Annotated in this window: 1 protein-coding gene; it reads right to left on the reverse strand. The window is 64.9% G+C overall.

Features of this window, described 5'->3' with window-relative positions:
- On the reverse strand, positions 1-248 hold a 248-nt coding region (locus tag SB725_RS32995), incomplete at both ends, for a hypothetical protein (RefSeq protein WP_410923673.1).

The raw sequence follows: 248 nt of genomic DNA on the forward strand, positions 1-248 counted from the left end.
GGCGCCCGCGGCATGGGCATGGTCCGCTTCGTCGAGCCCCTGAATCTGCACAAAGATGCGGCCGTACTCGTCGGTGTGAACCTGCTCACCGTCAGGCACAACCACGACGCCGGTAATCGGATAGACGCGGGGAAGGTCGACGCGTGGATCGTAGACAGGCGTAAGGGGCGTACCACGCGGCACACCGGTGAACGTGTTTTCGTACCGGCTGGATTCGGAGTCGTCGCCCTGGGCGCCTCGCATGCGAG

Origin of the sequence: Pseudomonas sp. SIMBA_041, assembly GCF_046535095.1 — a bacterium.
In the GTDB taxonomy this organism is placed as follows: domain Bacteria; phylum Pseudomonadota; class Gammaproteobacteria; order Pseudomonadales; family Pseudomonadaceae; genus Aquipseudomonas; species Aquipseudomonas mucoides.